The 26584-nt window shown below is 65.9% G+C and carries 14 protein-coding genes; 8 read left to right on the top strand and 6 right to left on the bottom strand.

Annotated elements, in window-relative coordinates:
* The first annotated feature begins 51 nt into the window (after positions 1–51).
* Positions 52–645 carry a carboxymuconolactone decarboxylase family protein gene (locus AC5Y5W_RS22860; protein WP_500012943.1) on the top strand — a complete coding sequence of 198 codons (594 nt, stop codon included), beginning with the start codon at positions 52–54 and terminating at the stop codon, positions 643–645.
* A complete protein-coding gene (locus AC5Y5W_RS22855) occupies positions 642–1511 on the top strand; it encodes a sigma-70 family RNA polymerase sigma factor (protein WP_500012941.1) in 870 nt (289 codons plus the stop codon). Before AC5Y5W_RS22860 ends, AC5Y5W_RS22855 begins: the two co-directional genes overlap by 4 nt.
* A 22-nt stretch (positions 1512–1533) precedes the next feature.
* Here the strand turns inward: AC5Y5W_RS22855 and AC5Y5W_RS22850 are convergent, their stop codons facing one another.
* Together AC5Y5W_RS22850 and AC5Y5W_RS22845 are read right to left on the bottom strand one after the other, a co-directional pair.
* Entirely contained in the window at positions 1534–2049 is a 516-nt protein-coding gene (locus AC5Y5W_RS22850; RefSeq protein WP_500012940.1) for an MTB12 family secreted protein, read from the bottom strand.
* Positions 2050–2151: 102 nt separating this feature from the next.
* Positions 2152–2652 (bottom strand): MTB12 family secreted protein, encoded by a 501-nt coding sequence (locus AC5Y5W_RS22845; protein ID WP_500012939.1) that lies wholly within the window; start codon positions 2650–2652, stop codon positions 2152–2154.
* Positions 2653–2780: 128 nt separating this feature from the next.
* Between AC5Y5W_RS22845 and AC5Y5W_RS22840 the strand changes: the two genes are divergently transcribed.
* Positions 2781–4181, top strand: coding sequence for a SagB family peptide dehydrogenase (locus tag AC5Y5W_RS22840; protein WP_500012938.1), 1401 nt, complete (start codon positions 2781–2783; stop codon positions 4179–4181).
* A 10-nt stretch (positions 4182–4191) separates the two neighbouring features.
* Here the strand turns inward: AC5Y5W_RS22840 and AC5Y5W_RS22835 are convergent, their stop codons facing one another.
* From AC5Y5W_RS22835 to AC5Y5W_RS22825, 3 genes are read right to left on the bottom strand one after another with little or no spacing between them, the layout of a single operon-like run.
* A complete protein-coding gene (locus AC5Y5W_RS22835; protein WP_500012937.1) occupies positions 4192–7689 on the bottom strand; it encodes a non-ribosomal peptide synthetase in 3498 nt (1165 codons plus the stop codon).
* On the bottom strand, positions 7658–12223 hold the full coding sequence (locus tag AC5Y5W_RS22830; protein ID WP_500012935.1) for an amino acid adenylation domain-containing protein: 4566 nt from the start codon (positions 12221–12223) through the stop codon (positions 7658–7660). The genes AC5Y5W_RS22835 and AC5Y5W_RS22830 overlap by 32 nt, the downstream gene beginning before the upstream one ends.
* Positions 12220–17247 (bottom strand): amino acid adenylation domain-containing protein, encoded by a 5028-nt coding sequence (locus AC5Y5W_RS22825; RefSeq protein ID WP_500012933.1) that lies wholly within the window; start codon positions 17245–17247, stop codon positions 12220–12222. Before AC5Y5W_RS22825 ends, AC5Y5W_RS22830 begins: the two co-directional genes overlap by 4 nt.
* 222 nt (positions 17248–17469) lie before the next feature.
* On the opposite strand from AC5Y5W_RS22825, the gene AC5Y5W_RS22820 reads away from it, so the two are divergent.
* From AC5Y5W_RS22820 to nbtC, 4 genes are all read left to right on the top strand, one after another.
* On the top strand, positions 17470–18036 hold the full coding sequence (locus AC5Y5W_RS22820; protein ID WP_499884326.1) for a GNAT family N-acetyltransferase: 567 nt from the start codon (positions 17470–17472) through the stop codon (positions 18034–18036).
* 113 nt (positions 18037–18149) lie between these two features.
* Complete coding sequence (locus AC5Y5W_RS22815) at positions 18150–18908, top strand: thioesterase II family protein (RefSeq protein WP_500012931.1); 759 nt, start codon at positions 18150–18152, stop codon at positions 18906–18908.
* Positions 18905–20212: a beta-ketoacyl [acyl carrier protein] synthase domain-containing protein gene (locus AC5Y5W_RS22810; protein ID WP_500012929.1), complete on the top strand. Its 1308-nt coding sequence runs from the start codon at positions 18905–18907 to the stop codon at positions 20210–20212. The genes AC5Y5W_RS22815 and AC5Y5W_RS22810 overlap by 4 nt, the downstream gene beginning before the upstream one ends.
* Entirely contained in the window at positions 20199–23243 is a 3045-nt protein-coding gene (nbtC, locus tag AC5Y5W_RS22805; RefSeq protein ID WP_500012927.1) for a nocobactin polyketide synthase NbtC, read from the top strand. The genes AC5Y5W_RS22810 and nbtC overlap by 14 nt, the downstream gene beginning before the upstream one ends.
* A gap of 100 nt (positions 23244–23343) precedes the next feature.
* On the opposite strand, the gene mbtG is transcribed toward nbtC, so the two are convergent.
* The gene (mbtG, locus tag AC5Y5W_RS22800) at positions 23344–24633 is read right to left on the bottom strand and encodes an NADPH-dependent L-lysine N(6)-monooxygenase MbtG (protein ID WP_500012925.1); all 1290 of its coding nucleotides are present in this window, start codon (positions 24631–24633) and stop codon (positions 23344–23346) included.
* Between the two features lie 179 nt (positions 24634–24812).
* Between mbtG and AC5Y5W_RS22795 the strand changes: the two genes are divergently transcribed.
* Positions 24813–26471, top strand: coding sequence for a (2,3-dihydroxybenzoyl)adenylate synthase (locus tag AC5Y5W_RS22795; protein ID WP_500012923.1), 1659 nt, complete (start codon positions 24813–24815; stop codon positions 26469–26471).
* Positions 26472–26584 lie beyond the last annotated feature (113 nt).

Below are 26584 nucleotides of genomic sequence, written 5' to 3'. Positions count from 1 at the left end.
TGGCGGCTGCCGGTGTCGAGGTAGGTGAGACCGCTCGATAGGAGGACCGCCATGCCACGAATCGCCGGAGTCTCGGACCGCGACGCCGGACTGGGCGCGAAGATCGCCTTTTTCTTCACCAAGCGGCGTTTCAAGCAGATGACCGGCCGCCAAACCGCCACCATGCTCGAACCGCTGCAGATGTATGCGTATATCCCCAAGTTGCTCAACGCGATTGGCCGATTGGAGCTGGCGGAGTCGAAGCTGGACATCCTCAGTCCCCGTCACCGTGCGCTGGCCGAGCTCAAGTCGGCGACGACGGTGCGCTGCGAATACTGCATCGATCTCGGCTCCCAGATCGCCCGCGGCTGGGGGATCAGCGACGAGGAACTGCTGGCGATGGCCGACTATCGCAACGCCACCTGCTTCTCCGATCTGGACAAGCTGATCCTCGAGTACGCCACCGCCATCAGCCGTACACCGGTCGAGGTGAGCGACGAGCTATTCGACAGGCTGCGACCGCATTTCGACAACGCTCAACTCGTCGCGCTCACCCATGTCATCAACCTGGGCAACTTGCGGGCCAGGTTCAATCTGGCGCTCGGCATCGGATCGTCGGGCTTTTCCGACGGCAGAGTGTGCGCGTTGCCCGAGACCGGCACGTGACCGCAGCTGCGACGCTGGCGGCGCGCTTTCAGGCGGCGCGTCCGCGACTGGCCGCGCTCGCCTACCGGATGCTGGGCTCAGTGGATGACGCCGAGGACGCGGTGCAGGAGACGTGGCTGCGGTTGAGCGGTGCGGATGTTGACGGTATCGCCAACCTCGACGCCTGGCTGACCACCGTGGTGGCACGGATCTGCCTCAACGGCTTGCGCGCCCGCCGTACCCATGATGAATTGCCCGCCGGCATACCGGAACCCATCGTGGACGCGCCCGGCGAGCTCGACCCCGAACACCAGGCGCTGCTGGCCGACGCGGTCGGGCTGGCCATGTTCGTGGTGCTGGACACGCTGCCGCCGGCGGAGCGGCTGGCGTTCGTGTTGCACGACATCTTCGCGGTGCCATTCGACCAGATCGCGGAGATTGTGGACCGGTCGACGGACGCCGCCCGCAAGCTGGCCAGCCGGGCACGGCGGCGCATCCAGGACGCGGCGCCAGACCCCGACACCGACCTCAAAGCCCAAAACGCCGTCGTCGACGCATTTTTCGCGGCCGGCCGCGCCGGCGATCTCGACCGGCTGGTCGCCGTGCTCGACCCGGACGTGGCGCTGCGCGGCGACTTCGGCCCCGGCCAATCCCGCTCGGTGCGGGGCGCGTCGGCAGTGGCCGGTCTGGCGCGGGGTTACGCCGCCGCGGAGCGGGAAGCGCGCCCCGCCACCGTCAACGGCGCCGCCGGAGCGGTGATCTTCGTGGCCGGTCAGCCGGCCGCGATCATGGGATTCGTGGTGCGCGGTGGACGTATCACCGCGATCGACGTGCTGGCCGACCCGGCGCGCATTGCGCGGATCGACCTCAGCGCGCTAACCGCCTGATTCGCCCGCGGCCCGCGCTGCGTCAATTGGTAGCCGTGGCCGCCTGCACCAGTGCGATCGCGGCGTCGTGCTGCAGGATCCAGTTGCCGCCCTCGTTGACGAACGCGAGCTGCTTGGTGACCGGCCCGGCGAACTTCGGACCCGAGATGGCCACGTCGGCGGTGGCCGCATTGGGGCCGGCCGGCTGGATATTCGTCACAGCGAACTGCTCCGGAAAGTTGCCGTTGCGGTAGGCCTTTCTCAGGTCATGGTCGGCCACGTGACCCTCGTTTGGACTGATGCCGCCCTGCACCAGGTTCTGCTTGGTCGTGTATGACACGCCGGCATTGGTCACCTGGTTGCACAGGTTGGTTATCTGGTCAGCGGTCGGCACGTCTTCCGGCGCAGCGGGCGGCGGGTCCAGCGGAAGCGGAGCTCCGATGGCGGCGAGTTGTACGTGAACGGAAGCGGGCGTGTTTGCCAAGGCGGCCACGCCGCCGGCCGCGGTGCCGATTGCGGCCACCGCCGCCACACCGGTGACAAGGGCTTTCACGGTCATAGCTGGTCCTTTCGTGCCGCGAGGGTGCACAAATGATACGGGCATCACGAGCCGTGTTGCCGTGCAAACACGCACGCTCACGGAAACTGGGTCGCGACGAGATCAGTGCCCCGAGGCGGCCTGCAGCAGCGACATCGCCGAGTCGCGCGACAGCATCCAGCTGCCCTGATTGACGAATGTGACGCTTTGGGTGACCGGCGCGGTGAACTTGGGACCCGAAACTGCCACGTCAGCGGTAGCCGCATCGGCGGCCGCCGGTTGGATGTTCGAGATGTTGAAGGACAACGGCAATTGCCCCTTCTTGGCGGCCTTTTGCAGTGCGTGGTCAGCCATGTGAGCCTCTGTCGGACTGATCCCGCCTTCAACCAGCCCGGACTTGTTCCCGAACGGAATGCCGGGGTCGGCAAGGCTGTTCAAGACGCTGGTCAGCTGACCGGCGGTCGGCAGGCTTGCGGTCTGGTCCTGGGGCAGCGGCGCGCTGAAGACGACGGGCTGAACCTGCGCTCCAGCGGGGGTGCTGAACGCAACGGACGTCACGCCGGCGGCGGCGGCTCCGATTGCGGCGACGGCTGCCGCACCAGCGGCGAGGGCTTTCACGGTCATAGCTGTTCCTTCGGTCGGCATAGGCACTGATACTGGTGTGTCGCATTTGCGGCCGATTGCGTTACATCGCAGCTCAAGCACGGCCTGACCCGCGGTTAAGCCTGGCTTAGACTCGGGAGTTCGGCACGGTGAGCCGCCGGAAAGAAGCGAAAGGGCCCGCGATCAGTTACCCCGAGCAGACAACATATGCGTTCCGTCCCGGCGTCACCTGCGTGACCACCCCCGCGGGAGCTGTGCTGCTGAACCCGCCCCGCAGCGAGAAGCTGCCCCGATTGTCTCCGAGTCAGCTGCGGGCGCTCAAGACTCTGAACCTGGGTCCGGCAACGGTTTCGGAGATATCGACGCCGGCAGACGGCGGCGACGCCGACACACTGATCGATCAGCTCATCGCCGGCGGCTGGCTGACCATCGCGGTGCGCGACGCCGGGAGCGAGCTGTACTCCATTCTGCCGTTCGGGCGACCCGCGCCGCGATCCGAACCACAGTCGCCGGGTACTGGCGTGCTCTCGAAATTCGCGGTACTGCATCGCGATTCGGATGGTTTCATTCTCGAGCACCCGCTCGCATGGTGTGATCTGCGGATCCACGACGCACGGCTGCTCGGCTTGCTCGACGAAACTTCCGCAGCCGAACCGGGGTTACCGCCTGGCGTCGTCTCGCGATTCATCGAGGACCTGCACTGGTGCGGCTTCCTGCCTCCGGCGAGTGAGGAGGACCGCAGTTTCGAGTCCCTCAGCTGGAGCACACCGGATCTGTGGTTCCACCGCCGCAGCACACTCGGCGAACGCACCGTCACCTGGGAGCATTTCGGTCCGACCAAGTGGGCCAAGGATCGATTTCCGCAGCCTGCCGCGCGTAGGCCGGATTATCCCGGTGAACCGATCGCGCTGTTCGTCCCCGACCTGACGGTCAAACGAGCTCACGACCCGACGCTGACAGCCGTTCTCGAGGACCGTGTTTCGACGCGGACATTCGATGACGCTCGTCCGATCACCGCCGAGCAACTCGCCGAGTTGCTCTACCGCACGGCGCGGACGCGGCGCACTCAGCCGGTCGGCCTGGGTGAGGAACTCCTGTCCCGGCCATACCCATCCGGTGGCGGGATCTACGAACTCGAGTTGTACCCGGTGGTGCGGAATGTCGCCGAACTACCGCCGGGCATGTATCACTACGATTCCTTTGACCATGCGCTGCGCCCAGTGGCCGGCCTGGATTCGAAAGCGGTGTCTGCGCTTGTCAAACCAGCTTCGGCGACGCTGACCGGTGGCGCCGAGCCCCAGGTGCTCATCGTCATGGCGGCGCGGTGCGGTCGCATCATGTGGACCTACGAACAGATCGGCTACGCAGCCATTCTCAAGGATGTCGGCGTGCTGATGCAGACGATCTATCTGGTCGCCACCGCGATGGGCCTTGGTGCGTGTGCCCAGGGCTTCGGTGACACCGCGGCGTTTGTGGCGGCTACCGGGGTCGACGAGCGACAGGAATGCAGCGTCGGCAGTATCATCATCGGCTCTCCCGGGCCGACCTGATCATGTCGGGTCATTCCTGGGCGAGAACCTGCTCATCGGTCAGCGCAGCGACTTCGACGTAGGCCCGCGCGATCACCGTGAGGCGGTCTGGTGTACCGCGTTGCGCTTCACGCTGATTCAGCCGCTGCGCCAAGCCGGCGGCGGTTCGTGCGGCAAACAGGTCGGCGACCACTGCGTGATCGATTTCCAGCCAGTCACGCACCCGTGCGATCACGGTGGTGGCCAGCACTGAATCACCGCCCATCGCGAAGAAGTCCTGTTGTACGCCAACACTATCCGCGCCCAGTACCTCAGCGACGATCATGGCGAGCGCCGCCTCCACGTCGTTGCTCGGGGCACTGTCTCGGGTGTCCGCGGCCTGCGGCTCGAGTAGTTTGTTCACCGCGCGACGGTCCAGTTTTCCGTTCGGCGTCAACGGAATCTGTTCCAAGTCCACGATCCGCTTGGGAACCATGTAACTCGGCAACACATCGGCGACAGCCGTGGCAACAGCGTCAACGTCGACCGCGTCTCCGACAACCGCGGCAACCAAAGTGGGTGCGTTGGCTCCGATCACAGCGGCGACGGCGTGGCGCACGCCGGGCACCGCCCGCAGCGCGCTCTCCACCTCGCCGAGTTCGACGCGGTAGCCGCGGATCTGCACCTGATCGTCAGCCCGGCCGAGGAACTCGATGGTGCCGTCCGGCCAGTATCTGGCCATGTCGCCGGTTCGATACCACCGAATACCGTCGTATTCGACGAAACGCTCCGCTGTTCGCTGCGGATCGTTACGGTAGCCCGCTGCGACGTTCGCGCCGCCCACCCACAGTTCCCCGGGCACCCAATCGGGGCAGTCGCGGCCCGCGGGGGAAACCACCCGGCACCGCACATTGCGTAGTGGCATGCCGAACGGCACCGTCGCCCAGTGCGCTGGTGGTTCGCCGGTCACTTCGCAGATCGTGTGATGGATCGACGTCTCGGTCGCGCCGCCGAGACCGGCGAACCGGCACCCCGGCACCTGCTTGGCCAGACGGCGGGCCAGATCAGCGCCGACCCAGTCACCGCCGAGGGTGACGGCCCGCAGCGAGTCGCCCAGTCGGTCACCGCCGAGCTCCAAGATCATGTCCAGCATGCTGGGTACGCAGTTGAGGATCGACACCCGGTGATGGCGCAGCAACTCCACCCAGGTGGTGGCTGCGGCCCGTTGCTCGGAATCGACAGCAACCAGCGAGCCACCCGCCGACAACATGCCGAAGATGTCGTAGACCGATGCGTCGAATTCGAGCGCAGACAGCGCGAGTACCCGATCGACACTGCCGACCTCGAACCACTCGTTGACGGCGTCGATCGTGTTCATCGCCCCGCGGTGGCGGACATCCACTCCCTTGGGTAAGCCCGTCGAGCCGGAGGTGAAAATCACGTAGGCGATTTCGTCGACGTCGGTGAAGACCGGCGCCGACAACGGCGCGGGATAGTTGCGCGCGTCGTCGATGGCCAGGCACGGAATCGACGCGCCCATCTCTGCGCCCGCGCAAGTAAGCGCCGCGGTGACGTCCGCGGTCTGAAGTATCTTGGCGCGCCGTGCCGCTGGCTGATCGAATCCGATCGGCAGATAGGCCGCCCCGGTCGCAAGTATCCCGAGCACCGCCAATATCTGGTCGCGACCTTTGGGGAGCTGAACAGCGACCGTGTCCCCGGGCCCCACACCGCAGGCATGCAGCGCCCCGGCAACGGCCAGTGAGCGTTCGGCGAGTTCGGCATAGCTCCATGCGCCGGCATCTTCGCCGACGCCCCATACCACGGCGGTCGCATCGGGTGTGGCCGCAGCGTTTTCGAAGAAGCCCTGGTGCAGGCACCGACCGCTGACCGGGCCGGCAGTCGCATTGACCGCTGCCCGAACTTGCGCCTGGTCGCTGGGCAAGCGCAGTACTGCATTTGCGTCCCAGCCTGCATCACTCTCGGTGAGCCGTTCGATCGCGTCGGTGAACCTGGCGAACATGGTGTCGATCAGGCCCGGCGGAAAAGCCGACTCTCGGACGTCCCAGTTGACCAGCAAACCACCGCGCAGCTCGGTGATCTGGGCATCGAGTAACACCTGGGGGCCCTGCGACACAATCCACACCGGGTCGCCGAAGGTCTCGATGACGTTGTCGGCGAACAGTTCACCAAGATCGAGGGCACTGGTGAAGACGACCGGGGCAAGCACCGGCTCGTCGCGATGTCTGGCCAGATCTCGCAGCACATCGAGTCCCGAATACGCGGAGTGGCTTGCGCTTTCGTACATCCGGCGCTGGATGGCCCGGGCCCGGTTCGCTACCGACATGTTTTCGGAGACATCGACTTCCAGCATGACCGATGAGGTGAAGTCTCCGATCACCCGGTCGATGTCGGGATGGACGGAGTGGCGCTGAAACAGCGGAACGTTCAAGAAGAATCTGCTCTGGGCGGTCCAGCCGCCGATGGCGTCGGCGAAGATGGCCGCCACCGCCATCGCCGGCGTGACCCCGCGCTGGTGGGCCCCGACCATCAGGCGCTGCTTGGCGGCCGGTTCCAGCCAGTGTTCGTGGCGCACAGTGCGATGCGACGCCGCGTCGTCGCCACCGGCGAGCGTGGGAAGTTCCGGTGCGCCGGGCATGGCGGGTAGCCGCTGCTGCCACCATTGCCGGTCACCGTCGCATGCGGCGCTGTCTGTGGTGTGCTCGGTTCGATACCGGCGGTAGCTGTAGCCGGGCGTCGTCAGCGTTGCGCCCCGGTACAGCTCAGCGAGCTCGGACACCAGTACGCGGTAACTCATGGCATCACCGGCCAGCATGTCGACGTCCAGATGCAGCCGGCTGCGGTTCTCGTCGTACAACGTCAATGCGACGTCGAAGACTTGACCGTCTTCGATGGCCAGGCGCTGGTGAGTTTTACCGTCGCGCAACTCCGTCAGCGTGGCTGCGGTGGCGTCGGGGGGCTGCCCGCGCAGGTCCACCACGGCGAACACCGGCCGCCCGGGCCGGGGCATGGTTTGCTGGGTCCCGTCGGGCCGGAATCGGGTGCGAAGCATCGGGTGGATGGCGACGAGGTCAGACACGGCCTGCTCCAGGCGTACCGGATCTACTGTCCCGCCGTCGAATTCGACGTAGAGGTGGGCGGCCACGCCGCCGAGCCGCTGGTCATCGGAGCGACCGATCCAGTACGCGTGCTGCATGGCGGCCAGTGGGAACGGGGCGTTTTCGTCATCTGCGGCGACGACCGCGTCAACCGCGACCGGCTCGGCGGCGCTTTCCGTCTCGTCCACGCCGAGCAGCGCGTGCCAGGATTCCACTGTCGGGCTGGCGGCAAGTTGGGCGAAGGTGATGTCGGCGCCACGTTTGCGCCACCCTCCTGCCAGGGCCATCATTCGGATCGAGTTCAGGCCGAGCTGGATCAGGTCGTCGTCGTCGGCGATGTCTGCGGCCGGGCATTCGAGTTGGGCCGCAACGGTAGCCCTGATGTCGTCCCGGTGGATCCGCTCACCGTCGGGCAAACTCTGCCGCGGCGCCATGCCGGTCCCTTCTTTCCAAGCCAGCCGCGAGGGCCGCCACGCCGCGCTGCCAGAATTCTGCCAGCAGGTCGATGTCGGACATGGCGAACAGCGCATCGCTCCAGCGCAGGTTGGTGATCAGTTGTGAGCCGTCTTCGGTAGTGCCGACCAGGGTGCTGATGTTCAGCGCGAAACGCAGCGGCAGATCGGGTTCGGGGTCGATCGGCAGCGCAGTGATATGCGGTTCGGTGAGTAGCGACCATGGCTGGTCGCTGACACCACCGAGGTCCAGCCGGCCCAGATAGCCGAACTGGATCTGGGGTTCGGCCTGCACCTCGGGGATGCGCGCGATGTAACGGAGCAGACCGTAATCCAGGCCCTCGTTCGGGATCGCCCGCAACTGCGCTGCTACCGACTCGAACAACGCTGCGGCCGCATCGGGATCGTTCTCTGCCTGCTCGACGTCGAGCCCAGCCGCACCCGCGCCGATGCGCACTGGGAACGCCGTGGTGAACCAGCCGACCGTGTTGGTGGTGTCGGTGTCCAGCACGGTATCCGCCCGACCATGCCCCTCCAGGGCGACCAGCGCCCCCGCACCGGGATCTTGCTGCCGTGCCCGCCGCCAACTCGCCACGGTCATAGCGGCCACGGCCAACAGGAATTCGCGCATGCCTTCGGCCCTGACCAATCTGGACAACACCTGCGCGGTGACATCAACCGGGGTGATCACCGGCGTGACGCGCAGGGTGGACCAGGTGTCCCGAACGGGGTCCGGATGCCGCGATCCCAAGGCCGGATCGGCATCGTGGACCTGCGCGGCCCAATAGTCGCGCTGAGCCAACACCTCCGGCGTCGCCGCCCGCTCCCACATCAGTTCCGACCAACGGCGATAGGAAGTGAACTCTGGCAGCGTCTTCGGGGGCACCCCCGACTGCGTCATCCGCCATGCCTCAACAAGATCTCCCAGCATGATGTGCCAGGAGACCACGTCTACCGCCAAGTGGTGGGCGCTGATGAGCAGTACCTGCTCCCGGGCGCCGGAGAGCCATACCGCCCGCACCATCGCACCCCCGTGCGGGTCGATTTCGTCATTGGCCTTGCGGGCGTAATGCGTGATGGCCGAACTGAATTCCTCTCCGGTCATGCCCGACAAGTCCGCGGTGGTCAGCGCGTCGCCCGCATGGACCGAGCCTGGTTCACGGGTGACCAGGCGTGGCCCGTCGGGCGTTTCGGCCACAACCGATCGCAGTGTGTCGTGTCCGTCGAGCAGCAATTGCAGCATCGACTCGATGGACGATTCGTCGATATCGTCGGGCAGCCGAAGCAAAACTGTATGGGTGAAGCGGCGGTAGGCACCGTACTCGTACAGCCAGGACACCATCGGCAGCGGCAGCACCTCACCGTATTCGTCACCCTCGACGGGAGCTGCCGAGCTCACCGCCTCGTCGATGGCCGCTGCGAGTTGGCGAATTGTGGGGCAGGCAAACACCATCCGTGGACTTGCCATAAGGCCGCGCCGCTGAGCCTTGTGCACCAGCGAGATCGCCACAATGCTGTCGAGCCCGAGGGTGAAAAAGTCCTCGTCGACGTGTGGCGTCACCCCGTTGAACTGCTCTTCGAATACCTCACACAGCAGCCGTTCGGTGTCGGTGGACGCCGACGCTGCACCATCTTCGGCGACACAGGCAAGCGCATCTTCGGCCAGCCGATCCAACGCATGGCCGTCCAGCTTGCCGTTGGCGTTCACCGGCAACTGAGGTACTGCGACGATCCGCGCCGGAACCATGTACAGCGGCAAACGCTGGATGAGCGTGGCCCGCACACGAACCGGGTTGCCCTCCGCGTCGTCCTGCCACACAACGAATCCCACGAGCTGGGTGCTACCGGAACGACGAAGTACTGACACCGCAGCGTCGTGCACCTCGAGCAGGCTGCGCAGCGCCGCCTCGATCTCGCTGATTTCGACGCGGTAGCCACGGATCTTGACTTGCGTGTCGCCGCGACCCAGATAGCTGAAGGCGCCATCGGCGAGCCGGCGAACCACGTCCCCGGTGCGGTACATGCGCCGGCCGGGCCGAAAGGGGTCCGCCACGAACCGAGCCGCCGTCATCGCCGCCTTGCCGACGTAACCGCGCGCTAATTGGGCGCCGGACAGGTAGAGCTCACCGACGACGCCGTTGGGGACCATCCGCAAGCCCGAATCCAAGACGTAGCCGCAGGTTCCGGCATTGGCGGTGCCGATTGCCGGTGTTCTAAATTCACCGACCGCTGCCACCACCGCTTCGACCGTGGTTTCGGTGGGGCCATAGCAGTTGTAGACCGCGGCCGGCGACAGCGCGCGCAGCTGGTCCCACAACGCGGTATCGATCGCTTCGCCGCCCAATGCCAAGACTGAAAGGTTGCAGTCCAACAGCCCGGCGGCGCGAAGTTGGACAAGCATCGATGGCGTCGTATCGATCATGTCGATCCGGTGCGCGGCTATTCCGCGCACCAGCAGGTCGGCGTCGCGTATCTCCTCGGCGTCGAACAGGTGCAGCGCGTGACCGTCGAGCAGGCCGACCATCGGCTGCCACGATGCGTCGAAGCTGAACGACCAGGCGTGCGCGATCCGCAGCGGTCGGTTCAGCCGGCCCCGTGCCGGCCGGTAGACACGGTCGCGGTGGTCGGTGAAGTAGCTGAGGAGCGCAGCGTTGGTGCCGACAACTCCTTTGGGTTCCCCAGTGGATCCGGACGTGAAGATGACGTACGCGGCGTGCCCGGGGTGACGACGTATCGTCGGTGCGACGGCTGGGAGCCGCGAAATGCGCTGGGCCGCTGCGGTCTCGTCGAGAAGCAACGCGGGCAACCCGGCTTCGAGCAGCTCGGCGCAGGCCAGTTCGGTGATCGCCAATATCGGGTCGGCTTGGCGCAGCATCGACGTGATGCGCACTGCAGGCAGCGTGACGTCTACCGGCAGATAGGCGCCGCCGGCGGCCAGCACCGCCAGAATCGCGATGATGGATCGGGGTGAGCGCGGCAGCACAAGTGCGACAACTGTTTCCGGTCCGACACCGTTGGCAATCAACTCACCCGCCAACCGGCTCGCTTCGGCATGAAGTTCGGCATAGCTGTAACGCTCACCGCTTCCGGCAGTCAAGGCCGGCGCGTCCGGAGTCGCGGACACCTGCCGTTGGAACATCTCCCAGACCGTTTCGACCGGAGTGGGTATCGACAATGCGGCGACGTCGGCGCATTCGATGCGCTCGGCCGGGGTGAGAACGTCCAGTGCGTCCGGGCCGCCGTCGCCGACATCGGGAAGTTGGCGCAACACGACGAGTACTCGCTCGGCGATCTCGGCGGCCGGAAGATGCGGAAGCGCAGCGCGAATCGCCTCGACAACCACCACCAGGGCGTCGTCGTGCAGATGCGACACCACGGTCAACGGATAGTGGGTCAGGCTTTCCATCTCCACCGGGGTAAAGCGGGTGCCGTCGGCTTCGGTGACCGTTGTGATGGCGTCCTCGATGGGCGCATTCTCGAATAGAAACAGGCTGTCGAACAGGGGGCCCTGGCCGTACTGGCGCTGCAGTTCCGAGAGGCTGAAATACCCGATGTCACGCATTGCCGACAGTTCGCGCTGCAACCGGATGCATTGCTCGACCACGGATGTCGTGTTGCGCAACTGATGTACCACCGGCACGGCATTGATGAAAAGCCCGACCATGGTGTCCACCCCGGGCAAGTTCTCGGGACGTCCGGAGACGACGGTGCCGAACACGACGTCGCGGCGGTCGGTGATTCTGCCGAGGACGACGGCCCAGGCGAACAGGACCGCGGTACCCAACGTGATGCCGGAACTGCTGCTCCAGTGGCGCAGGCGCGCGGTATCGGCTGCGGACAGTAGCAGGGTTGCCTTCTCCGGCACCGCATCACCCGCGACGACGGTGCCTTCGGCCACCATGAGTGGCCCGGAGACCCCCGCGAGATACTCACACCAGGTGTTGAACGCGGCCGCCTTGTCCTGCTCGGCCAGCCAGACGATGTAGTCGCGATACGGGCGCGCGGCCGGTAGCGCGGCCAGCAATCCGCCGGCCCGATACACGGCGAGCATCTCGGTGAAGAACACCGCCAGCGCCCAGCCGTCCACCAGGATGTGGTGGGCGGTGAAGATCATCCGCCGTCGTGACTCCCCCGGCACCGTGAGCAAGACGATCCGCAGCGCCGGACCCCGGCTCAGGTCAAACCGGCGTCGCCGCTCGGATCGCGCAATCGACTCGAATTCGGTTGGCAGCGCAACGCGTTCCGACCACGGCAATTCCGCCTCGACCGGCACGATCTGCACCGGCTTGGGCACGCCCCGATCCCAGAATGCGGCCCGCAGGTTCGGGTGCCGAACCAGCATGGCGGCGGCGCTGCGGCGCAGCAATGCGACGTCAACCGGGCCGTCGATGTCGACCACGAACTGCATGCTGTACAGGTCGACGCCGTCCTCGGCCAGCCGGTACAAGGCGAACAAGCCCTCTTGCAGCGGGCTGAGGGCCAGCACGTCCTCGATCTGCGGCGGCGTGGTCGTCACGATTGCTCTTGCCACGCCGCCGTCAACTCGGCCAACGCATCGGCACTCAACCCGGACGTGCTCATCGGCGTGTACTCCCGCTTCTGCACTGGTTCGCCGTGGGCCACAGGCTGATCGGCGAGCGTGGCGGCATCGACCGCGGCGGCCAACTCTCCGATGGTCATGTGCTCGAACACCATTGCCGGTGTCAGAGCCAGTCCCTGCGCCGTCGCCTGGGCCGACCACTTGATGGAAATGATGCTGTCACCCCCGAGCGCAAAGAAGTTGTCGTCGCGGTCGACGCCGGTGATGTCGAGCAACTCCTCCAATAGCGTGATCAACAGCCGCTCGGTTTCCTCCGAGCCGCCGATGGCCGGTTGGGATGGACCGGTGGCGGCGGCGATCGGTGGCGCGAGGAGCTTCTCCAGAGCAGCCGCCGGCAGCAACTCCACGGTCGATACCGGGCAATCCGGCGTCGTCGCAAAGGCTTCAAGCGCAGCTTTGAGCGCATCGGCGATGAGCCGAACGGTTTGCGGCTGGTAAAGATCGGCGTTGGCGACCACCCGCACATCGAGTTCCCCGTACGTCGTCACGGTCATGCCGATGTCGAGATCCAGCAGCGAGACGTCGAAATCCATCGGAAGCGCTACCACGGTGGTGTGCCCGGCGTCGGTCAGGTGGCGTGGAGTCAGTGCCCAATCCTCGCCACGGAAATGAACCGCATTCTGGTACAACGGGTTCCGGAAACGGGTGCGCACCGGTTTCACCGCCTCAACCAGGCGTTCGATGGGGACTTCCTGATGCGCGAACGCATCGAGCACCGTATCGCGGCTGCGGGCGACCATCGCGCGCAGACTCGGATTGTCGGACAGGTCGTTGCGCAGCACCACCATATTGGCGAAGAGACCGACCAGGTTGCTGGTGGCCGCTTCGACTCGCGACGCGACCGGGCTGCCCAGCGCGATGTCTGTGCCGCCGCCGAGCTTGTGCACCAGCACCGCAATCGCGGCCTGATACACCATGAACTCGGTGGCGCCGTTCTGCTCGGCAAGCCGGGTAAGAGCCGAACGCTGCGCCTCCGACAGCGTGAAAGTCACGACCTCTCCCGGCTTTCCAAGGATCGGCCGACGTTCCCGGTCGGGCACTATCGCCATCTCGTCGGGCAAGCCGGCCAAGGCGCCGCGCCAATAGTCGACCTCGGTCTGTCCCCACTCACTCGGTGCATCGAATGCCTGCCGTTGCCACAGGGCGTAGTCCACGAACTGGATGGGCAACGGCGTCCATTGCGGCGGCTGGCCGCCCACCCGAGCGCGGTAGGCCGTGACGAGGTCGTCGTAGATGACGCCCAGTGATGTGTGGTCGCTGACAATGTGGTGAATGATCACGAACAGCACGTGGGTATCCGAGTCGATCCGCACCAAGATAGCCCGCAGCAGCGGCCCGGTCTCCGGTGACAGCACGTCGCGGCGCAGCTCAGCGATCACGTCGTCGAGCTGCTCCGCTCCGACGTTGCGGATCGGTAATTCCAGCTGCACGGTGGGATGCACGAACTGGTAGGGAACCCCGTCGTGTTCGGCGAAATTCGTGCGCAGCGCATCGTGGCGGGCCACCACGTCATTGAGCGCCGCCGCCATTGCGGCGGTGTCGAGTGGACCGCTGAAGCGCAGCGCGAACGGCATGTTGAAAGCGTCACGCGCGCCGTCCATCCGATATTGGAACCACGCGGCGAGCTGGGAATAGGACAACGGAATCCGCTGCGGGCGCGCCGATGCGACAAGCTCCGGGCGTCCCGAACGCGATGCCGGCGCCGCATCATCGAGCGTGTCGTCGAAATCCGTCGCGTCGAGGTCGATGTCGAACTCCGCACGGAACTGCTCCACCAGCCGAGCCGCCAGCCCGGCCGGCGTCGGGGTGTCGAAGACGGCGCGGACGACGAGTTCCACGCCGAATTCCGCCCGGATCTGGGCGACCAGCCGGGCCGCCAGCAGTGAGTGGCCACCCAATTCGAAGAACGAGTCTTCGGCGCTCACTCGCTCGCAGCCGAACAATCCCGCGAAGATCGCGCAGATGCGGCGCTCGGTGGGCGTGGCCGGCGCACGGTAGGCGCGCGCCGCAATCGGCGTCGGGGGCGGTAGCGCACGCTTGTCCAGCTTTCCGCTCACGGTTACCGGGATTTCCGGGATTAGCGCAAACGCGTTGGGCAGCATGTATTCCGGCAGCAGCTTTGCGGCGTGTGCACGCAGCTCGTCGAGGTTGAGCTGGACTCGTGGCACCACGTATGCGGCCAACACCGGCCCCTGTTCGGTGTCGGTGACGAGGACGAGGCACTGTTGCACCGCGGGGTGCGACGCGATGGCGGACTCGACTTCGCCGGGTTCGATACGAAAACCGCGCACCTTGACCTGTTCGTCGGCCCGGCTGACGAACTCCAGCTCTCCGGCGATGTTGCGGCGGACCAGGTCGCCGGTTCGATACAGCCGCATCCCGGGGTTGAAGGGGTCGGCGATGAACCGTTGGGCCGTTAAGCCCGCTCGCCCAAGGTAGCCGCGGGCGAGTTGGACACCACCGAGGTAAAGTTCGCCGACCACCTCGGCGGGCACCGGTTGCAACTCGTGATCGAGTACATAGGTGTAGACATTGCGGTTCGGCACGCCGATCGGTACCACGCCGGTTCCGTACGACCGGTCTACCAGTTTGTGCGTGGAGCAGACCACCGCCTCGGTCGGGCCGTAGTGGTTACGCAGTTCGGCGTCGAAGTAGGTGGCGAACTCGTCGGCCACCTGCCCCGGCAGTGCTTCACCTCCGACTGGGACGTGACGCAACTGGCGCCATTGTGTGGCCTGCGGCAGCAGCAGAAGCGTGCTGAGCAGGGAGGGCACCATGTGTACGACCGTGATGCGGTGGCGAGCAATCAGATCGGCGATGTAATCGATGTCTCCGAAGGCGTCGGGCCGGGGCACAATCAGCCGGGCGCCAACCGACAACGTCATGAAAATCTCCGGCAGTGACGCGTCGAAGCTCACCGACGACGACTGCAACAGCCGGTCGTCGCCGGTCATGCTCCACTCGGCGATAAAGCCGGCGATGTGGTCGGCGATCGCGTGATGTGAGACAGCCACGCCTTTGGGCTGTCCAGTGGAGCCGGAAGTGTAGATGACATAAGCCAACTGGTCGGGGTGCAGCGGGCAAACCCGCTCTGCGTCAGTAATCGTGGCGTCCGACAATTGCGCAGCGGCCGCCTCGGCAGCGAGAAGCTGTTGCTGCCCGAGAACCATGCGGGGACAGCTGTCGGTGGTGAGGTACTCGATGCGGTCACCCGGGTAGGCCGGATCGATAGGCAGATACGCCGCGCCGGCCTTATGGACGGCAAGCGCCGCGACGATGAACTCGATCGATGCGCCCATCCGCAAACCGATGATGTCTTCTGCGCCGACTCCCTTGTCAATAAGCCAGCGCGCCAAGCGATTCGCGCGCCGGTGCAGTTCGGCATAGCTCAGCTCGGCGTCGCCGGAAACCAATGCGACGGCGTCGGGCGCTGCAGCGGCAGGCGATTCGAGCATGGCGACGATCGTGGTGGGCGGCGTGGCGACAAGCTCGCCGTGCGATTGCGCCAGCACGGCAGCCCGCTCGCCCGGGCCGAGCATGTCCAGACTGGTGACGCGATTCGCCGGCTCGTTCAGCGCGTTGTCCAGCAGCCGTAGGTAATGGGTCAGCATCTGATCGACTAATGCGTCGGACAGCACATCGGCCTGATACTCGATCTCGCTCAACACGCCCTCGGGCTCGACCACGATTGTCATGGCGAGCGGGACGGGCGCGGTGACCGCGCCGAGCTCGAGTTGTCGCACAACGACGTTGTCCAGCGCGAAGCCGCCTGCACTTTTGCGCATGCTGAAGCCGAGTCGGACCAGATGGTCCATCCCGTCGCGTCCCGCCGTCCGCTCCGGATTTGCCTCGCTGACCACGCGGTCGATACCGACGGACTGGTGCGCGAAGCCGCCGAGACACGTTTCGCGGACCGTGTCGACGAATGAGCCGAACGAATCACCGTGCGGCCGTGGAGCGATCCGCAATAACAGCGTGTTCCCGAAGTAACCGATGGCATGCCGGGCGGCTGCGCGGCGGTCGGTAACCGGGACGGCGATCAGAAAGTCTGGGGCGCCGCTGTAACGTCGAGTGAGCACACCGAAAGCCGCCAGCAACACCGTGAACGGCGATGTCGAGTGTTGGCGAGCAAATGTTTCGACCCGCTCGAACAGGCCGGCCGGCACGGCTCGGGTTCGACGTTCCGCGCGACGCGACGGGTCGGCGGCAACAGGCCCGGGAAGCTCGACCGGTTCCGGCAACGGCTGCAACGAGTTTCGCCAATACTCGATGTCATCCTCGCCCGGTTCGGCTGGGTCCTCGAGCACCTCGACGGCGACGTATTGTGGCGGTGCGCTGCCGAGTTGGTGATCGTTATACGCAGCGCTCAATTCGTTGAAGAAAAGATCCCAACAGTCGTCGTCCCAACAAATGTGGTGCACGACGAGAAGCAGCACCGCCTCGTCCGGGCCGGTCCGTAGCAGAGTGACCCGCAACGGGAGTTCGTTCGCGAGATCAAACGGCCTGCCGAACTCGGCTCGGGTCAGCGCCGCGATGCGCTGCTGCCGATCCGTTTCTGCAACGTCGGCAAAATCGTGCATGTCCCATGGGATCTCGACATCATCACGGAACTCCTGATACGGCTCGCCGTCGCCGGCAACCCCATAGGTGGTTCGCAAAATAGCGTGGCGCGCAACGACTTCGCGCAACGCGGCTTGTAAGCGCGGCTCATCGAGCACGCCGGTCAATTGGTAGGCGACACAGATGTTCAGCGTGGAATCAGCGGCATCCATGGTCTGCAGAAACCACATCCGGCGCTGGCCGGTCGACAGCCGGTAACGTTCCCCGGCGCGCAGGCTTCGAAGCTCGCCCGTTTCGCGCGCCGCAACGCCGCTTTGGGCGATCCGGGTCCGCAACAGTTCCCGGCGGCGGTCCTGAACGGTCTTGGCAGTGTCTGTCACGCCTCGTCTCACTTCTGACATTCAGTCGGCTGGGGCAGTTTCCGTCGTGACGCTAGGTCGAACGTCGCTCGGCGGCGGCCGGCCCGACCAGCCAGGCCCAGGGCCGGCGGGCCGACCCAGGAAAGCAGGCATCGCCGCAACACTGGCTTAGCATAGGCTATGCTAACTGCCCGGAACGCGGGGTGGTTCAACCATCTGTCCCGGCAGTGAGAAGGTACGGGGGTGGACAGGCTGGATCTGCAGCATCGCCGTATTGCCCTGGACCATCCGGGGTTCTCCGGAGAGTTTTCGCTGCGGCGGCTTGACCCGACCCGCGACCTCGACGTGATGCATGCCTGGATGAACGATCCCGAGGTGGCCAGGTTTTGGCGGAAGCCTTGGCCCCGCGATCGGATCGGCTCATATCTGCGCCAGCAGGACGACAGCGCACACTCCACGCCATACCTGGGCGAACTCGACGGTGTCCCGATCAGCTACTGGGAGCTCTACCGCGCCGATCTTGATCCGCTGGCCGACTATTACGACGCGCGCGAGCACGATGCCGGCATTCATCTGCTGTTGGGGCCCGCTCAATGTCGCGGCCGTGGGCTCGCGGTGGATCTGCTGCGGGCCGTGTCCACCTGGTTGTTGGATGCGGATCCCCGCACGGAGCGAGTCGTCGGCGAGCCGGACGTCAACAACCCGCGGGTGATCCGGATATGCGAACATGCCGGGTTCCGCCGCGCCGCGGACATCGACCTGCCAGACAAGCGGGCTGCCCTGATGATCCGCGACCGCGAGCAGCAATAAGCGCGTTTGCGCCCCCGCCAACGACCCCGTTCCGGCCCGGGAGCTTATGTTAGCCTTCGCTAAGTTGCATGGCTCCAGGCCAGGCGGAACTAGGCGAGCGAGAGGTTGTGCCCATGCCACGCACCCTGGGCTGGATCAGGCAGTTCCATCGTGCGGATCCGGCCGAGAACCCGCCGCTGCTGGTGTTTCCGCATGCGGGATCCGGTGCGTCGGCCTACCGCGACTTCTCGAAAGCCCTCAGCACGAGGTTCACCGTCATCGTCTTTCAGTACCCCGGGCGCCAGGACCGGGCAGGCGAGGCGTCATTGCTCTCCCTGCCTGCGATCGCCGCGGGTGCGTTCGACGAATTCTTTGGGTCCGAGCACCACCGCGGCGGCCCGATCATCACGTTCGGTCACAGCATGGGAGCGTTGGTCGCGTTCGAATTCGTACGGTTAGCCGAGGCCGCGGGAATCACTGTGGGCCAACTCAACGTCTCCGCGGCGGTTGCGCCCTGTCACGCCGCGGCCAAGCCGTCCCATCCCAAGGAAGACGAGGACATCCTCAACCACCTGGCCACGCTGGAGGGCACCGACACCAGTGTGTTCGCCAACCGGGAGGTCATGAGATTGGCCCTGCCGGTCATCAAGGCCGACTACCAGGCCTTCGATGCCTACAACTGCGCCGACGACGTGAAAGTAGCCGCCCCGATCCAGGCAATGGGCGGCGAGCAGGATCCGTTCGTCACGCTGGGCGACCTCTACGGCTGGGGTAAGCACACCGAGCGCCTCAACGTCACGATGTTCGACGGCGGGCATTTCTATCTCGGTGATCACCTCGGCGCGGTCGCGGAGTTGTTGGCGCCGCCCGGGCGACACGAGCAGACCGCGTGAACACCAGCGACCCGATCGTCATCTCCGGACTGGCCGTCGAGGCGCCCGGCGGAATCGACACCCCCGCCGCGCTCTGGTCGGCTGTGGCCGAATCGCGGGAGTTGATCAGCCCATTCCCACGGGACCGCGGCTGGCCAATCGATGACCTGCTCTCGGTGTCCCGGCTGGACGGTTGGGGAAGCGTGTACGATGCGGGCGGCTTCCTGGAGGATGCCGCGATGTTCGACGCGCCCTTCTTCGGCATCACCCACCGAGAGGCCCTGGTGATGCATCCCCAACAACGGGTTGCGATACGGCTGGCCTGGAAGGCGCTGGAGAACTCCGGCATCAACCCGGCAACGCTCGCCGGCGACGAGGGCGGCTGTTTCATCGGAATGTCGCCCATGGAATACGGACCGCGTGCAGCTGTCGCCGACGCGCATAGCGGCCATCGCATCGCCAGCTTGGGGCAACTGGGCGCCGCGGGCCGGATCTCACACAGCCTTGGGCTGACCGGGCCGTCGATGTGCGTCGATTCGGCCTGCGCGTCGTCGTTGACCGCACTGCAGCTGGCCGCCAACGCGGTCGCGACCGGCGAGTGCGAATGGGCACTTGCCGGTGCGGTATGCGTCATGGGCTCTCCCGGCGCGTTTTTCGAGTTCGCCAGGCTCAATGCGCTTTCCGAGGATGGTCATTGCCGCGCGTACTCCGACGACGCCAGCGGCACTGTCTGGGGTGAAGGCGCGGGCATGGTGCTCGTTGAACGCGAGTCGCGGGCACGCCAACTGGGCCATGCGGTCTACGGGCGAATTCTGGCCATCCGCACCAACCACAACGGCAAAGGCAAGCCCATCCTCGTTCCCCGGGTGCGGGCCCAAGAGCAGCTCATTCGTAAAACCCTCGACGCGGCGGGAATCGATGCCGCCGACGTGGGCATGATCGAGGGTCACGGCACCGCGACCCTCGCCGGCGACCCGGTGGAACTGCTGGCCCTGTTCACAACATACGGTGCCGCGGGAAGCACAGCGCTGCTCGGCTCGATCAAGTCGAACTCCGGTCATGCACAAGCCGCGTCGGGAATCCTCGGGCTGATCAAACTGCTGCTCGCCGGGCGGCACGGCCACATCCCGCCCACGCTGTTCTCGGACAACCCGACCAAGAAGCTTGACTGGGATCTGGTGGGTCTGCGACTGGCCACCAAACTACATCCGTGGGAGCCCAAAGATGACGTCCGCTACGGTGCCGCATCATCATTCGGCGCCGGGGGTGCCAATGCGCACGCAATCATCGCTATGCCCGTGAGTGAGACCAGTGACCATTCCTAGCTACCGGCTTCCCGATGGCACCGTCCCCGTTCTGCTATCCGCGGGAAGCCGCAGCCTGGTGCACGACGAGGCCCGCGCGTTGCTTACCTATGCCACTGATCATCCCGGCGTGGCACCGGAAGAGATCAGCGAAATGCTTTTTCGGACAAGGGCTGCCCGCCCGCATCGCGCGCTGGCGATGGTTACTGACCGCGACGAGTTGCTCGGCGCCCTGCCGGCAATTATCGACGACCGCGAACATGTCGCGGTAGTGCGCACCGACGCGGCCGCGGCAGTTCGCCGGCTCGCCTATGTTTTCCCCGGCCAAGGTGGGCAACAACCTGGAATGGGCCGTGTCTTCTACGAGTCGATTCCTGCCTATCAAGCCGAAGTAGATCGCTGCGCCGACGCTTTCGGCACCCTTCTGGACGAGTCGCCGCTGAGTTACCTTCTCGACGAACGTCTTTCGGTTAACGACACCGCAAGCACCGTCCAGCCCGCGTTGTTGGCCCAGATGGCCGGGCTAGCCGCCGCGTGGCGCTCATTCGGTGTCGAAGCGGCGGTCACGATCGGACACAGCCAAGGCGAGATCGCCGCCGCCTACGTATCCGGCGCGATCAGCCTGGCAGACGCCGTCCACGTCGTCGGGATCCGCGCACGTGCCGCCGACGAGTTCATGTCCGACGACTACGCGATGGCGGTTGTCGCCGCTGACCGCGACACCTGCGAGGACGAACTCGCGCGTTGCTCGGGGTGGGCCGAGCTGTCGGTGATCAATTCGCCCGGCATGACCGGAATCTCGGGTGAACGCGAGACGGTGCAGCGCATCGTGGACACACTGACCGAGCGCGACGTATTCGCGCGCGTCATTCGCGTCCACTACCCCGCGCACACCAGCGCGATCAATGCGCTGGGTGACAAGGTACGTGCGGCCGCGCGCCGTCAACTGCAGAATCCGACGTTCCTCGACACGGACATCACTTGCCTTGGTGCCACGCTCGGCGGCCCGATCACCCAAGACCTGCCCGTCGACCAGTACTGGTTCTGGAATCTTCGCAACACCGTTCGATTCGACAAGGCCGTCGCGGCTGCGCTACCGCTGGGCGTCGACACCTTCGTCGAACTGGCCGCACATCCGACGCTGCAGTTGGCGATCGAAGAAAATCTCGCTGCCTCGACGAAGGACGACCAGACCCTGGTGGTGGGCACGTCTAACCGGGCGGCCACCGATCTCAGCGATTTCACCCGCAACCTCGCGCGGTTGGCGGTCCATGACCTGCACTACCCGTGGGAGCGCCTGCGCACCAACGCCGCCGGTCCGGCCCCGCTACCGCTAGCCGATTTCCCCAACACTCGCATGGACGAGAAACTGCTGTGGTTGCCCTACGACGGCGCCGAGTCCAAACCCGACAGTCGAACGCCGGCTGCAACTCCGGCGGCCGGGCCGGCCCCGCGCCTTTTGGTCGAGAAGTGGGTTCGATTGTCGCAGCGCGCCCTGGTGCCACCACGAGCAATCGGCGTCGTCGATCGGACTGGAGCGTGCTCCGAGCTCACCGCCGCATTGTGCGCTGCGGCCGGAGATATCGGCGCTGTCGCACACGTCCTCGACACCTCGACCCAAAGCGACGGGCCCGCAGCGGGTCTCGATACGTACGTCATCCTCGTTCCGCCGTCGCCGAAGCTGGATGACGGTGCCGCGGCAACCGAAGTTTCGGAATTCTTTGGTCACCGCACCTGGTGGCCGGCGCTAACCGACACACTCTCCGATTGTTGGCTGGTGACGACGGGCGGCGAGGCAGTCGTCGACGACGACGCGTCACCGGATCTGGTGCACGCGGCCGCCAGCGCCGGATTCCGCAGCATCGGCACCGAATATCCCAAGGTCAGATTCCGGCACCTCGATCTGCCGGCCGGATCGACGTCGTCGGAATCGGGGTCCGCAATCTTGTCTGCGCTGCACACCAAGGAAGAGTCGGAGCTCGCGCTGCGCACCGGTGGTCTGTACGCCAAACGGATCGTCGAGGCCGACAGCTCCGTCGCCGACTCCGACGCCGATGTGCATGAGCATGTGCTCATCGTCGGTGGGACCGGAAATCTCGGGTTGGAGTTCTGCGAACACTTCGCGCGCCGCGGTGCGCGGCGAATCACCCTGGTGAGCCGATCGGGTGAGACCGCCGCGGTGGCGGCTCGACTGCGGAAGATCCGGTCGGCCACCTCAACGCGGATCGATGCCGCCAGCTGCGACGTGGGCGACCCGGCTGCCGTGAGGCGCCTGGCCGCCGAGCACACCGACGCGCCTGCCGATCTGATCATTCATGCCGCCATGGCGTATTCGGATGTCGAGTTGAGCAACATCACCGCGGAGACGGTCGACAATGCGTTGCGCGCCAAGGTCGTCGGCATCTGGCGGATACTGGGCGCATTCCCACGCACCGATGGGTGCCGCGTCGTCTTGTGTTCCTCGGTGGCGGCGACCATCGGTGGTCGCGGTCAAATCGTCTACGCGGCGGCCAACCGGATGCTCGACGCGATGGCGCACCGGCTACGGGCCGAGGGCCTGGATTGTGTTTCGGTGCAGTGGGGTCAGTGGACGGTTGTCGATCTCGACCCCTCGGGGTGGGCGAAGGTGGCCGCGACCGGTGTCGTCCCGATGCGTCCCGCTGATGCGCTGGCGGTGGGAATGCCCTGGCGTGGTGGAAACGCCGTCGTCGCGGCATTCGATGTGGATCGCGCACAGCCGGTGCTGGCGGCCTACGGTTACGGTCCGTTGTTGTCCCAGTTGACTTCTCCGCCCGCTGCGGCCCCGGCTCCGGCCAGTGGGGATGAGGTGGATCTCGAGCAACGGCTGATGAGTCTGCTGGCCGGCGCCATCGGTGTCGACGCTGTCGATGCGATCGACGCCACGGCCCCCATGGTCGCGATCGGCCTGGATTCATTGCAGGCGCTGGAGTTTCACCGTCGCGTAAAAACCGAGTTCAATCACGAGCTAGAGGTGGCGGACCTGCTCGGCGGGGCGTCTATCGCCGACATCCTGGTACGACTGGGCGGGTGATCCCACGGTATTCGAGTGTGTACTGATGGCGGGCTGAGCGCAAAAATCCCACCATGGATTCACACTCAATGGCGTGCGGCGCTAGCTGCGAAATCCATCTTCACACGGATTGGTAGGCGGCGCTTGTCTTGATCGACGGCTCGGTGACGGCGAAGTCCGCACCAAGGACCCGGTCGGACAGCAGCCCCAGGCAGCTCAAGTTCGGAAAGCCCGGGCCCTCATTCAGCCCGGACAGGTTGGGCAGGAACAGCTTCGGAGCCGTTCCCTGAACCGCAAGGTCATGACCGATGGACTCTTCCAGCCGCTCGCTGGTCAGGGGACCGCCCAGCCATAGCTCCAGGCTGTCGCGAGCAATCTGGCTCAGCAGCGACAGGAACCACAACGGGTCCGCCCCGGATCCGTCGATGACCAAATCGAAGCCATGAAATGACTCGACCCGCTCATTACCACCACCGTCGGTATACATGGTGACCCAGATACGGCCGTCGCGGTCGGCGACGTCGGCGACTCGCCCGCGCAGATGTCTGATCCGTTCGTCGGCAAGCAGCGACTCCTGAACCCGCGCAGAGAAAACACCGCGGTCGGTGCGGGCGATGCAGTCGCGCCGTTCGGCGTGGGTGAGGCTGCGCCATTTGGTGGGATCGGAAAACAGCGAGTTCTCGAAATAGCCTTCGCCCCGGGTGAACAGCGTCGCTTGCGGCGAGATCGCGGTAACCGCTGAAATCCGGTGGTGGAAAAGCTCGTTGAGCATCGATGCAGCGGTTTCTCCCCCGCCGATGACTGCGACGTTCTGCGCGACGATCCGGTCCTGGGATGCGGCACGCTGCCAGAACTGCGCGATCGACAACACCCGCGGATCACCGGAGAGCATGGAGCGTTCCGATTGACCCGGTCCGGTGATCATCAGCGCATCAGCGGACAGCCGAGAGTCGCGGGTGTGTAACGCCCACTGCAGCCCGTCGATCGAGATCTTGACCAATTCGCCGCGAACGACGTTCAGCCCCGCCTCGTCGGCGACCCAGCGCAGATATTGGGCCCAGGTGTCATGAGTTGGCGCCGGCCGACCCCGATCGACCCAGCCGACGAATTGGTCGGTCGCAACCAGATAGGCGTGCCAACTCCACCGCATCAGCCGTTCATCGAGTTCGGCGTTGCGGCCGGGCAGCAGCTCCGAGCGGTACGGGAAACCGACGTCCTTTTCCGGGCTGGTGCCCAGCCGCTGCCGGCCGTCGGTCCAGCCGCCCCCGGCCCGCCAGTTGGCCGCCACCCCGGAGCGTTCGATGGCGATGATGTCGACGGTGTCGACGCCCATCTGGCGCAGCACCGCCGCCTTGGCCGCCAGCGCCACCGCCTTGGCACCGGCCCCCACGATCGCCAGGGTCTTACTCATGTTCGGCCCGGCCGTACGAGATCGGTGGTGACGCGGCCACCGGCTACGACAAAACGCCCGCCGAGACCGAGAGCATCACCCACGACTACCCTCCGATTGATTAGCCCAGGCTGTCCTAACTTTCGGTACGCTACACGATGTTCGATGTCCAGCACACACCCGTCCAAAGGAGTTGCCGAGTGCCGGTCGCCTCTGTCGGACCGCCCGAATCCGCGTTGGACGGATTCATTGCGTTCCCGCCGGATCGGGCAGCCCGTTATCGCGCCGCCGGCTTGTGGACCGGGCAGCGCCTCGATGCGATTCTGCGGCAGGCCGCGACAGCATGGCCAGACCGCGTTGGTGTCGTCGACGCGGTCAGCAGCCATACCTACGCCGAATTGGACGAACTCGTCGACCGCGCCGCAGCAGCGTTTGCCCGACGCGGCATCGCACCGGCTGACCGGGTGCTGCTCGATTTGCCCAACTCGGGCCAGTTCGCCATTGCGCTGTTCGGTCTGCTGCGTGCCGGGGCGATCCCGGTGATGTGCCTGCCCGGGCATCGATTGGCCGAGCTCAGCCACTTTGCCGAGGTGAGTGGAGCGGTCGGTTTGATCGTCGGCGAGACGGCGAATGGCTTCGACTACCGCCCACTGGCCGAGCAATTGGTCGCCGCATATCCAGCGCTGCGTCACGTCGTCGTCGACGGGGACCCCGGGCCCTTCAGCTCGTTTGCCGAGTTGCTTGCCGGCGCACCGTCGGGCGGGCCGCCCGCGACGGTCACCGATACCACCCTTCCGGCGTTGTTGCTGGCGTCGGGAGGCACCACCGGACTGCCCAAGCTGATTCCGCGCACCCACGACGACTACCGCTACAACGCGACGGCGAGCGCCCAGCTGTGCCGGCTGACCGGTGACGATGTGTACCTGGTGGCGTTGCCGGCGGCGCACAACTTCCCGCTGGCTTGCCCTGGCCTGCTGGGCGCGATGACCGTCGGCGCCACCACCGTGTTCACCACCGATCCCAGCCCGGAAGCGGCTTTTGCCACCATCGCGCGCCACGGCGTCACGGTCACCGCGCTGGTACCGGCGCTGGCCACGCTGTGGGCCCAAGCCTGCGACTGGGAGCCGGTCACGCCGGACTCGTTGCGGCTGCTGCAGGTCGGCGGATCCAAGCTCGCCGCCGAGGATGCCCGCCGGATCCGCGCCACCTTGACGCCCGGCCTGCAGCAGGTGTTCGGGATGGCCGAAGGCTTGGTCAACTACACCCGCCTCGACGATCCGGTGGCGGTGGTGGACCACACCCAGGGCCGGCCGTTGTGCGATGGCGACGAGTTACGGATCGTCGACGAGGCGGGTGCCGATGTCGTCGACGGCGCCGAGGGCGAGCTGCTGGTGCGCGGACCCTACACGCTGAACGGCTACTTTCGCGCCGACGCCGTCAACCAGCGGTCGTTCACGCCCGACGGGTTTTTCCGCACCGGCGACCGGGTCCGCCGTTCGGCCGACGGCTATCTCGAGGTGACCGGTCGGGTCAAAGATGTCATCCACCGCGCCGGCGAGACCGTAGCCGCTGCGGACCTGGAAGAGCACCTGCTGACCCATCCGGCGATCCGGGAGGCCGCCGCGGTGCCGCTGCCCGATGAATACCTCGGCGAAAAGATCTGCGCCGCCGTGATTTTCGATGACCAGCCGGTGACGCTGGCCGAGCTGAATCGCTACCTCGACGGCCGCGGAGTGGCCACCCATACCCGGCTCGACACGTTGGTGGCGATGACGTCGCTGCCGGTGACGGCCATCGGCAAAATCGACAAGACCGCCATCCGCGCGAGCGTGCGTGTCGCCGGCCGACACGCCGACTAGAAACTCGTTTCTACGCACGCTCGCGGCGAACGGGCGACACGCTCGCAGCAAACTTACGGCGACGTTGCCATTGACTAATGTCACCATTGGCTGTTGACTCAATGATGTGATCG

The sequence above is a fragment of the Mycobacterium sp. NGS51 genome, assembly GCF_059812525.1.
This window is presented reverse-complemented; position numbering and strand designations above follow the sequence as displayed.

Bases quoted from the DNA above. Each gene is read 5' to 3' on its own strand.
- AC5Y5W_RS22860 (WP_500012943.1), top strand. From the start codon at position 52: ATGCCACGAATCGCCGGAGTCTCGGACCGCGACGCCGGACTGGGCGCG.
- AC5Y5W_RS22850 (WP_500012940.1), bottom strand. From the start codon at position 2,049: ATGACCGTGAAAGCCCTTGTCACCGGTGTGGCGGCGGTGGCCGCAATC.
- AC5Y5W_RS22845 (WP_500012939.1), bottom strand. From the start codon at position 2,652: ATGACCGTGAAAGCCCTCGCCGCTGGTGCGGCAGCCGTCGCCGCAATC.
- AC5Y5W_RS22835 (WP_500012937.1), bottom strand. From the start codon at position 7,689: ATGGCGCCGCGGCAGAGTTTGCCCGACGGTGAGCGGATCCACCGGGAC.
- AC5Y5W_RS22815 (WP_500012931.1), top strand. From the start codon at position 18,150: ATGCCACGCACCCTGGGCTGGATCAGGCAGTTCCATCGTGCGGATCCG.
- mbtG (WP_500012925.1), bottom strand. From the start codon at position 24,633: ATGAGTAAGACCCTGGCGATCGTGGGGGCCGGTGCCAAGGCGGTGGCG.